At 74.5% G+C, this 9,884-nt stretch carries 8 protein-coding genes; 1 reads left to right on the plus strand and 7 read right to left on the minus strand.

Going from position 1 to position 9,884, the window contains the following annotated elements:
• The first annotated feature begins 133 nt into the window (after positions 1-133).
• Positions 134-871, plus strand: coding sequence for a TetR/AcrR family transcriptional regulator (locus ACFV61_RS00495; RefSeq protein ID WP_380489227.1), 738 nt, complete (start codon positions 134-136; stop codon positions 869-871).
• A gap of 97 nt (positions 872-968) precedes the next feature.
• Here ACFV61_RS00495 and ACFV61_RS00500 read toward each other — a convergent pair whose 3' ends face one another.
• The 7 genes from ACFV61_RS00500 to ACFV61_RS00530 all read right to left on the minus strand — a co-directional run bounded on the left by ACFV61_RS00500 (position 969) and on the right by ACFV61_RS00530 (position 9,755).
• Positions 969-2,213 (minus strand): nitric oxide synthase oxygenase, encoded by a 1,245-nt coding sequence (locus tag ACFV61_RS00500; RefSeq protein ID WP_380489229.1) that lies wholly within the window; start codon positions 2,211-2,213, stop codon positions 969-971.
• 120 nt (positions 2,214-2,333) lie between these two features.
• Entirely contained in the window at positions 2,334-3,758 is a 1,425-nt protein-coding gene (locus ACFV61_RS00505) for a sugar porter family MFS transporter (RefSeq protein ID WP_244293502.1), read from the minus strand.
• A gap of 143 nt (positions 3,759-3,901) precedes the next feature.
• Positions 3,902-4,873 (minus strand): L-histidine N(alpha)-methyltransferase, encoded by a 972-nt coding sequence (egtD, locus tag ACFV61_RS00510; RefSeq protein WP_380489232.1) that lies wholly within the window; start codon positions 4,871-4,873, stop codon positions 3,902-3,904.
• A 45-nt stretch (positions 4,874-4,918) separates the two neighbouring features.
• Positions 4,919-5,668 carry an ergothioneine biosynthesis protein EgtC gene (gene egtC / locus ACFV61_RS00515; RefSeq protein ID WP_380489234.1) on the minus strand — a complete coding sequence of 250 codons (750 nt, stop codon included), beginning with the start codon at positions 5,666-5,668 and terminating at the stop codon, positions 4,919-4,921.
• Positions 5,668-7,011, minus strand: a complete 1,344-nt coding sequence (gene egtB / locus ACFV61_RS00520; protein ID WP_380489237.1) for an ergothioneine biosynthesis protein EgtB — start codon at positions 7,009-7,011, stop codon at positions 5,668-5,670. The genes egtC and egtB overlap by 1 nt, the downstream gene beginning before the upstream one ends.
• The gene (gene egtA / locus ACFV61_RS00525) at positions 7,008-8,297 is read right to left on the minus strand and encodes an ergothioneine biosynthesis glutamate--cysteine ligase EgtA (protein WP_063350060.1); all 1,290 of its coding nucleotides are present in this window, start codon (positions 8,295-8,297) and stop codon (positions 7,008-7,010) included. The genes egtB and egtA overlap by 4 nt, the downstream gene beginning before the upstream one ends.
• A gap of 312 nt (positions 8,298-8,609) precedes the next feature.
• Positions 8,610-9,755, minus strand: coding sequence for an aminotransferase class I/II-fold pyridoxal phosphate-dependent enzyme (locus tag ACFV61_RS00530; protein ID WP_380489239.1), 1,146 nt, complete (start codon positions 9,753-9,755; stop codon positions 8,610-8,612).
• Positions 9,756-9,884 lie beyond the last annotated feature (129 nt).

The following is a 9,884-nucleotide window of genomic DNA, read 5'->3' on the forward strand; positions in this document are numbered from 1 at the left end:
CTCCAGATCCATTAAACTAGCGCTGCAAGTTTTATGGAGGGACTGTAGCCCCGGCCGGCCCGCGCTGGGAAGGGGCACCTGCCAGAATCGGTCCCCGCCCCACCCGACCGGAGGAACCGGAGGCAGCACCCCGATGGCCCGCCCGCGCACCCCGCTGCTCAGCCGCGAGCGCATCGTCGCCGCTGCTCTGCGGCTGATCGACGCCGAGGGCCTGGCGGCCCTCTCCACCCGCCGCCTCGCCACCGAACTGTCGGTCAGCGGTCCCTCGCTCTACAACCACGTCGCGACCAAGGACGAACTGCTGGACGCGGTGGTGGACAGCGTGATCGGCGAGGTCGACTTGTCGATGTTCGGCGCGCCCGACGGCCCGCCCACCGCTACGCCCACCGCCAAGCCCGACGGCACGCCCGACGACGCACCCACCGCTACGCCCGACGGCCCGCCCCACGGCCGGCCGACGCCCTGGCCGGACGCGCTGCGCGCCTGGGCCCGCTCCTACCGCGCCGCCCTCGCCGCCCACCCCAACATCGTGCCGGTGCTCGCCCAGGGCCCGGGCCGCCGGCCGAACGCGCTGCGCCTGGCCGACGCGGTCTTCGGCCACCTGGTCGAGGCCGGCTGGCCGCGCGGCCAGGCCACCCGGATCGGCGCGCTGATGCGCTACTTCGTCACCGGCTCGGCGCTGGCCTCCTTCGCGGCCGGCTTCCCCGCGGACGCCGAGGTGTACGACGCGGCCGACTACCCGCACCTCGGCGAGGCGCACCGGCTGGCCGGGCACCGCGGGACGGTGGACGAGGGCGCCTTCGAGACCGGCTTGGAAGCGCTGCTCGACGGGCTCGTCCTGCGCTTCGAGCGCCTCACCGAACGCCCCTAGACCCCGCCGCCGCCGGCCTTCCCCCTGTCCCACCGTCCCGCTGTTTCCGCTGCCCCCGCTGCCCCTGCTGCCCCCGCCGCCCCCGCTGCCCCCCGCCTCACCAGGGCTCGCGCGCCAGGAAGGCCGGCCGCAGCGACGGGTCCACCGGGTCGTAGTACCGGTGGTAGACGGGCGTGAGTCCGCCGGAGACCGGGGGCACGATCCAGCTCCAGTCCGCCGGGGTCGGCCGGCCGAGCCGCTTCTCCTGGGCGACGTGCCGGAGGAAGCGCTCGGACTCGGTGTGGTGGTCGGCGATCGTCACTCCGGTCTCCTGGAAGGAGTGCAGCACCGCGATGTTGAGCTCGATCAGCGCGCGGTCGCGCCAGAGCGTGCGCTCGCTGGAGGTGTCCAGGCCCAGGCGCTCGGCGACGGTGCCGAGCAGGTCGTAGCGGTCGGCGTCGGCGAGGTTGCGGGCGCCGATCTCGGTGCCCATGTACCAGCCGTTGAAGGGCGCGGCCGGGTAGCGGACGCCGCCGATCTCCAGCGTCATGTCGCTGATCGCGGGCACCGCGTACCAGCGCAGGCCCAGGTCGGCGAACCAGTCGTACGCGGGGTGGGTGAGCGGCACCTCCAGGGTGGTGTCGTCCGGCAGCTCGTACCAGCGCGGGCGCTCGTCGGGGCGTTCCTGGACGAGCAGCGGCAGCACCTCGAAGCGGTCCTCGGCGCACTTCCAGCCGAGGTCGCGGGCGCGGGCGGCGAGTGCGGTGCCGGCCGGGTCGCCGACGACGGCGTCGCCGACCCGGTGGCCGGCGTAGCGGACCAGCTGCTGGTTGACGATGCGGGCGGCCGGGTGGCCCGGGCGGTCGGGGGCGAACACCGAGACCACCGGGCGGATCCGTCCGCCGTTGCCGGCCAGCCGCAGGTGCTCGAAGCACTCGGCGGCGATGTCGTCGGCCGAGTCGAGGTGGCGCAGGTCGCGCACCACCAGACTGCGCCAGTACAGCCGGCCGATGCAGCGGGCGGCGTTGCGCCAGGCGAGCTTGGCGCCGTAGGCGAGTTCGGCGGGGGTGTGCTCGTAGCTGCCGGTGCGTTCGATCTCGTCGAGGACGGCCCGTATCCGGGGGTCCGGGGCCCCGGTGGCGGGCTGCTCGCGATGGAAGCGGCGGATGAACTCGGCGGCCTGCTCCGGGTCGGTGAACGGCGGCGTGGACGATGGCGGGGGCGTGGACGGCGGCGTGGACGATGGCGGGGGCGACGGCCGGGCCGCGGCCGGGGCGTGGGTGTGGGTGTGGGTGTACGGGCAGCCGCCGGCGGGGGCGGCGGCTGGTCTGCGGGCGCGGAGCCGGTTGAAGATCAAGGACACATCCCTCCTGGCGAACAGGAGTACCGGAGGTGTCCGGGCCGCCGCAGGGAGTGAACGATTCGGCCCCCGCACCCGCGCTGATCGCGCTAGGGTGCGGGGGCCGATGGTCGGACTGTCGGATCAGCCCATGTCCTCCAGTCGGACGCCCTTGGTCTCCTTCATGAACTTCGCCACGAAGACGATCGACAGCGCCGCGAACGCCGCGTACACCAGGTAGGTCGCCGACAGGTTCCAACGCGACATCGACGGGAACGACACGGTGATCGCCCAGTTGGCGATCCACTGCGCGGAGGCGGCGACGGACAGCGCGGCGGCCCGGATGCGGTTCGGGAACATCTCGCCGAGCATCACCCAGACGACGACGCCCCAGGACATCGCGAAGAACAGCACGAAGGCGTTGGCGGCGACCAGTGCGACGGTGCCCTGGAGGTCGGGCAGCGTGACGTTGTCGCCGCTGCCGGTGGCGGAGGAGAACGCCCAGCCGGCCGCGCCGAGCGCGACGGCCATGCCGGCCGAGCCGATCAGGGCGAGCGGCTTGCGGCCGATCCGGTCCACCAGCAGGATCGCGACGACGGTGCCGAGGATGTTGATGACCGAGCCGACGAAGCTGATCAGCAGCGAGTTGCTCTGGTCGATGCCGACCGACTGCCACAGGATCGACGAGTAGTAGAAGATCACGTTGATGCCGACCAGCTGCTGGAAGACCGACAGGCCGATGCCGACCCAGACGATCGGCAGCAGGCCGAAGCGCCCGCCGAGCAGGTCGCCGAAGCGCGGGCGGTGGTCGGAGGCGATCAGCCCCTGGACCTCGGCGATCCGGGCGTCGGTGTCGATGTCCTGGCCCTCGACCTGGGCGAGCACGGCGCGGGCGTCGTCCAGCCGGCCGGCCTGGATCAGGTAGCGCGGGGACTCGGGGATCACCGAGGCGAGGGTGAAGTAGACCGCGGCCGGGACGACGCAGATGCCGAGCATCCACTGCCAGGCCTCCAGGCCGAGCAGCTGGCCGCGGGTGTCGCCGCCGGCCGCGTTCGCCAGCAGCCAGTTGACCAGCTGGGAGATCGCGATGCCGAGCACGATCGCGGCCTGCTGGAAGGAGGCCAGGCGGCCCCGGTACTTGGTGGGCGCGACCTCGGCGATGTAGGTCGGGGCGATCACCGAGGCGATGCCGATGGCCGCGCCGCCGAGCACGCGCCAGAAGGCGAGGTCCCAGGCGGCGAAGGGGAGCATCGAGCCGATCGCGCTGACCGCGAACAGCAGCGCGCCCGCCTTCATGACCTTGATGCGGCCGTAGCGGTCGGCGAACCGGCCGGCCAGCGCGGCGCCGATCGCCGAGCCCAGCAGGGCGGAGGAGACGATCAGACCGGTCACGCCGTCGCCGACGCCGAACTTCTCCTGGATTCCGGAGACGGCGCCGTTGATCACGGAACTGTCGTAGCCGAACAGGAACCCGCCGAGGGCTGCGGCGGCGGTGATGAAGACGACGAAGCCGAGGCGGCCGGGCGCGGAGGCCTCGACCGCCCCGGAGGGCTGCTTGGTGACGCTCACGATCTTGACTCCTGGTACTCAACGCTGAGCTCGGTAGCCGAGATCGTAACCCCTATTCGTTTAAGTCTTGTACATCAGAAACCTCAATTTTTGCTCTGAGGATTCGTAAGGTGAACAAGCAAATTAGGCTGCGCCGAACCTCCCTACGCCGGGGCGGACAGGGACAGCCCGAACCGGCCCTCCTCGTCCGTCCACCAGTGGCTCAGCCGCAGCCCGGCCGCCGCCAGCTCGGCGGACACCCGCTCCCGGCGGAACTTGGCGGACACCTCGGTGCGCAGCTCCTCGCCCCGGTCGAAGTGCACCGGCAGGTTCAGCGCCGGGATCTTCACGGTCTGCGCGCGCAGCGAGCGCAGCCGCATCTCGATCCACTCCCGGTCCGGGTCCCACCGCGCGACGTGCGCGAACGCGGTCGGGTCGAAGTCGGCGCCCAGCTCGCGGTTGAGCACGTTGAGCACGTTGAGGTTGAACTCGGCGGTCACCCCGGCCGCGTCGTCGTAGGCGGCGACCAGCATCGACGGGTCCTTGACCAGGTCGGTGCCGAGCAGCAGGAAGTCGCCCGGGTCGAGGGCCGCGTGCAGCCCGCGCAGGAAGGCCGCCCGCTCCTCGGGCAGCAGGTTGCCCAGGGTGCCGCCGAGGAAGGCGACCAGCCGGGGGCCGCCCTCCGGGGGCAGGCCGAGCCGGGCGGTGAAGTCGGCCAGCACGCCGTGCACGGCGAGCCCGGGGTATTCGGCGGCGAGCGCGACGCCGGCGGCGGTCAGCGCGCTCTCGCTGACGTCCACCGGGACGTACGTCTCCAGGGTGCCGAGCGCGCGCAGTGCGTCCAGCAGCAGCCGGGTCTTCTCGGAGGAGCCGGAGCCCAGCTCGACCAGCGTGCGGGCCCCGGTGGCGGCGGCGATCTCGCCGGCCCGGGCGGTCAGGATGGCCCGCTCGGCGCGGGTCGGGTAGTACTCCGGCAGCCGGGTGATCTCCTCGAACAGCTCGCTGCCCCGCGCGTCGTAGAACCACTTCGGCGGCAGCCACTTGGGTTCGGAGGTCAGCCCGTGCTGCACGTCGTGGCGCAGCGCGGTGCTGAAGTGGTCGGCGGGCAGCAGCCGGGTGAGATCAAATGTGTCCATGACAGGGTGGGTCCTCTGTTCAGAAGATGAAGGGGCGATGGAGGATCAGTAGCGGCCGAGGAGCTGACGGACGGTGACGCCGCGTTCGTCGACCACCACCAGCGAGCCGTCCGGGACGGCCGTCCAGCCGGGGGCGTCGTCGTACGGCTCGGAGGCCACCACCGTGCCGAGCCCAGGCAGGTCGCGGTGGTGCAGGGTGTCGCCCCAGGCGGTCGCGGCGAGCGTGCGGCCGTCGGTGAGCAGCAGGTTGAGCCGGCCGGTGGTGTGCGCGGTGACGTCCGCGACGGTGCCCGCCAGCGCCTCGCCGAGCCCGGCCCCCGCCCGCAGCCGGTGCAGGACCAGGGCCCACAGCAGCGCCGAGTCGGTGCGCGCCTCCAGCTCCAGCAGCTCGGCCGGCGGGAACAGGGCGGCCAGCGCGTCCAGCTTGCCCGGCCAGCCCGCCACCGCGCCGTTGTGGCTGAACAGCCAGTGCCCGGCCGCGAACGGCGCCGCCGCGCTCTCGCCCGCCGCGCAGCCCTCGGTGGCGGAGCGCACCGCGGCCAGCAGCGCCCGGGTGCGGATCACCCGGGCGAGGTCGGCGAACGCGGCGTCCGCCCAGATTGGCCCGTCCCGGCGGTAGCGGGCCGGCACCTCGTCGCCGTCCGCGTACCAGCCGAGGCCGAAGCCGTCCGCGTTGACCGTGCCGTACTGCTGCGCCCGGGGCGCCCAGGACTGCCGGTACAGGCCGTGCGGCGGGTGCACCAGCAGCTCCTGCGGCGCCACCGGCTCACCCAGGTAGGCGAGGTGGCGGCACATCAGGCCACATCCAGGTCGCGGGCGGTGCGGAACCCGGCGAAGATCTGCCGCCGGACGGGGTAGTCCCAGTTGCGGAAGGTGCCCCGGCAGGCGACCGGCGCCACCGCGAAGCAGCCGCCGCGCAGCACCTTGTACTCCGGCCCGAAGAAGACCTCCGAGTACTCCTGGTACGGCCACGCCCGGAACCCCGGGTAGGGGCGGAAGTCGCTGGCCGTCCACTCCCACACGTCGCCGATCAACTGCCGTACGCCGTACGGGGACTCGCCCGCCGGGTAGCCGCCGGCCGGGGCCGGGCGCAGGTGCCGCTGCCCGAGGTTGGCGTGCTCGGCTCCGGGGGCCTGGTCGCCCCACGGGTAGCGGCGGGAGCGGCCGCTCGCCGGGTCGTGCCGGGCCGCCTTCTCCCACTCCGCCTCGGTCGGCAGCCGCCGTCCGGCCCACCGGGCGTAGGCGTCCGCCTCGTACCAGCTGACGTGCAGGACGGGCTCGTCCGCCGGGACGGGCTCCACCGCGCCGAACCGGCGCCGCAGCCACTGGCCGCCGTCCAGGCGCCAGAACAGCGGGGCGGTCAGGTCGGCCCGCCGCCGGTGCTCCCAGCCCTCGGGCGTCCACCAGCGCGGCTCGTCGTAGCCGCCGTCCGCGATGAACCGCTGGTACGCGGCGTTGGTGACGGGCGTGGTGTCCAGCAGGAAGGCGGGCAGCTCGACCACGTGCGCGGGGCGCTCGTTGTCCAGCGCCCACGGCTCGGTGTCGGTGCCCATCGTGAACGGACCTGCGGGGACGAGCACTTCGGCGGGCAGCGCGGCCGCGTCCGCCGGGGCGGGCGGCGGCGGGGGAGCGGCCAGCGCCGGCTCCCCCGGGCGGAGCTGGTGGGTGATCAGCATCGTCTCGTCGTGCTGCTGCTCGTGCTGGGCGATCATCCCGAACGCGAACCCCGCGTCCAGCAGCGGCGCCCCCTCCAGCGGACTGGCCGCCAGCAGGTCCAGCACCCGGCCGCGCACCTCGTGCGCGTACGCCCGGGCCTCGGCGGGCGCCAGCAGCGGCAGGCTCGGCCGCTCGGCCCGGGGGTGCTGGAAGGCGTCGTACAGCGGGTCGATCTCCGGGTGCATCGGGTCGCGGCCGCCGACGTTGCGCAGCAGCCAGAGTTCCTCCTGGTTGCCGATGTGCGCCAGGTCCCAGACCAGCGGGGACATCAACGGCGAGTGCTGGGCGGTGAGGTCGCCGTCCTCGACGCAGTCGGTGAGCGCGGCGGTGCGGGCGCGGGCGGCCAGCAGTTCGGCCGCGATGGTCTCGCGCAACTCCTCGGTGCCCGCCGCCGGGGCGGCAGGGGGGCGGACGTCGGTCATGGTGCGGCCTCCTCCGGAGGAGTGCGTCGGGTGCCGGAGCGCAGGGCGTCCAGCTGGTCGTCGGCGGGGCAGCGGCCGCGCGCGGGGTAGCGCTCGGCGAACTCGGCGACGGCGGCGCGCAGCCGTCCGGCGCCGGGTAGGCGGCCCAGCGCGGCGTCGGCGGCGGCGAAACAGGTCAGGGCGGCGCGGCGCAGCTCGGGATCGGCGACGGCCAGCGTCGCGGCCCGGCGCCAGACGTCGCTGCGCGGCGGGCGCGGACCGTCCGGGCGGTCCAGCGGCTCCAGCGCGGCGAGCGCGGCCTCGGCGGCCAGCGGGTCGTCCAGCAGCGCGGTGACCAGGGCGGTGGGCACCACCCAGCCGTCCCCGGGCTGGGCGTCGATCATGCGCAGCTCCAGGTGGCCGCGCGGGCGCACCGGCGGGAACAGGGTGGTCCGGTGGTAGTCCAAGTCGGCCAGCGTGGGCGGGCGTTCACCGCCGCCGCGGACCCAGTCGCGGAAGGTCAGGCCGGGCGGGGCCGTCCACGGCAGCCCCTCCGGGCGGCGCACGCACAGCACCTCGGCGTCCAGCACGTACTGCGCCCAGGCCTCGCGCGGGTCGCCGTGGTCCGGCTCCGGGGCGAGCGTGCGGGTCGGGTCCATCCGGGACCAGACGGTCTGCCGGGTGGACCGGTGACCGGTCGGCCTGCCGTCCAGCAGCGGGGAGTTGGCGAAGGCGGCGACCAGGACCGGGCCGAGCAGGTGGGTCAGCCGCCAGCGGCGCTCCACCGCGTGCGGGCCGCCCGCGTCGCCGGCGTCCAGGCACACCTGCACCGAGGCCGTGCCGGTCATCATGATCCGGCCCCAGGGGCCGGCGGAGTCGAAGAACCGCTCCATCGCGAGGTAGCGGGGGTGGTCCAGGACCATCAGGCGGGGGCGGGCCAGCGGGTCCGTCCCGGTGCCGGTGAGGCGCAGGCCCTGCGCCGCGAAGGCGGCCCGCAGGGCGGTCAGATCGCGTCGGGTGTCCTCGACGCAGGCCAGGAGGCCGGTGGCGGGCGGGGAGCTGAGCTCGACCTGCCCGCCGGGTTCGAGCGTGAGCCGCGAGCCGGAGGGGAGCGAGGCCCCGTCCGGGCCGCCGAGTGGCAGCGACTCCAGTGCGGCGTGGACCAGTTCCGGTCGGACGGGCTTACCGGGACATCGGTCGTCGTGGACGAACCACTCGACCTCGACGCCCACCAGCCGGGGCGGTCCGATCTTGAAGCAGACGCCCGACACGTGGCTGAGCGCCCCCGACTCGGTCAGCGGGGTCACCCCCGGCGGGGGCGCTGGGGGGCTCTGCCGGTCGGGCGGAGTGGTGCGGGATGTCGGTATCACCGGACTTACCATCCTCGGGGTCAGGATTGCGGCCCGAACTACCCTGCCCAGTCTGCTACGGAGCATGCGGGGGCGCTTCGCAAATATCGTGTGAACGTTCGTTTCTGCAGGTCAGGGGTGGCGCGATCGGGTGAATCCGGGGATCCGGGGCGGCTTTCCGGGCGTGCGCGGGGTGCCGGGCGGGAGCGTTGAGGGACGTCGGTGAGCAGAGGGCGCGCGGGCGTCGGGCGGGGTGCCCCGGCGGTTCGGTCACCGTCGGTCGAGGCGCTCCAGGACGGTGTCCAGCACCGGGCCCGGCAGGGCGTAGTTCAGCCGCAGCCCGCCCCGGCCGCCGGGGCCGAACTCGGCGCCGTCCGAGGCCTCCAGGCCGCAGCGCTCCAGCAGCGCCCGGCGGGCCCCGTCCGGCGGCAGCCCCAGGGCGGCGGCGTCCAGCCAGAGCAGGTAGGAGGACTGCGGCGCGGAGCGGACGGCGGGCCCCAGCCGGCCGGTGAGCCGGGCGCGGGCGGCGGCGAGGTGGGCGAGCAGTGCGTCCAGCCACGGCCCGCCCTCGGCCAGCGCCGCCCGCTGGACGGTCTGCTCCAGCAGGCCGCCCTCCCAGAGGCCGAAGCCGGCCAGCACCTCGGTGAACCGGGCGCGCAGGCCCGGATCGGGGATGAGCGCGAAACTGCTCGGCAGGCCGGAGCAGTTGAAGGTCTTGCCGACCGAGTTCAGCGTGACCACCCGGGGCCGGAGCGCCGCGTCGACGGTGGCCACCGCCACCGGGTGGACGTACCCGGGGTGGGTGAGGTCGCCGTGCACCTCGTCCGAGACCAGCAGCGCGCCGGCCTCCGCCGCCCGCTCGGCGAGGGCCCGCAGTTCGGCGGCCGGCCAGACCCGGGCGGAGGGGTTGTGCGGGCTGCTCAGCAGGACGGCTCCGGCCGGGTGGGGGAGCGGGCCGTCCGGGAGCCGGTAGCCGTCCGGGCCGACGGCCAGGGGCAGTTCCCGGTACGGGAGGCCGGCCGCCCGGCACAGTTGGGCGAAGCCGCCCCACTCCGGCGTCGGGAACAGCACCGGCGCCTGCGGGCGCACGGTCTCCAGCAGCAGGCGCAGGGCGGTGCGCGGGCCGCAGGGCAGCAGCAGCACCCAGTCCGGATCCACCTCGACGCCGTGCCGCGAGCGGTACCAGCGGGCCACCAGTGCCCGCCCGGCCGGGTCGCACACCGTGTACCCGTACGCGCGGTGGCGGGCCCGGCGCTCCAGCGCGGCGGCCACGGCCGGGGGCCCGGGCAGGTCCATGTCCGCCAGGCCCATCGCGATCACCCCGGGCGCCCCCGCGCGGGCCCACTTGCTGCTGCCCGTCCCGGTCCGGTCGAAGGGCGCCGCGAAGCCGAACGCGTCCGGTGCGGTGATGGGCATGACGGCCTCCGGTGGTCGGGGGTGCGCCGCCACGCTAGTGTCCTGAGTCTTAGGAAAGCTATAGAAGTATGCTGGGCTCATGGCGCGTATGGGTCGGCCGACGGTCGAAGTGGTTCTGACGGATGACGA

Origin of the sequence: Kitasatospora sp. NPDC059817 (assembly GCF_042731835.1) — a bacterium.
GTDB lineage: Bacteria > Actinomycetota > Actinomycetes > Streptomycetales > Streptomycetaceae > Kitasatospora.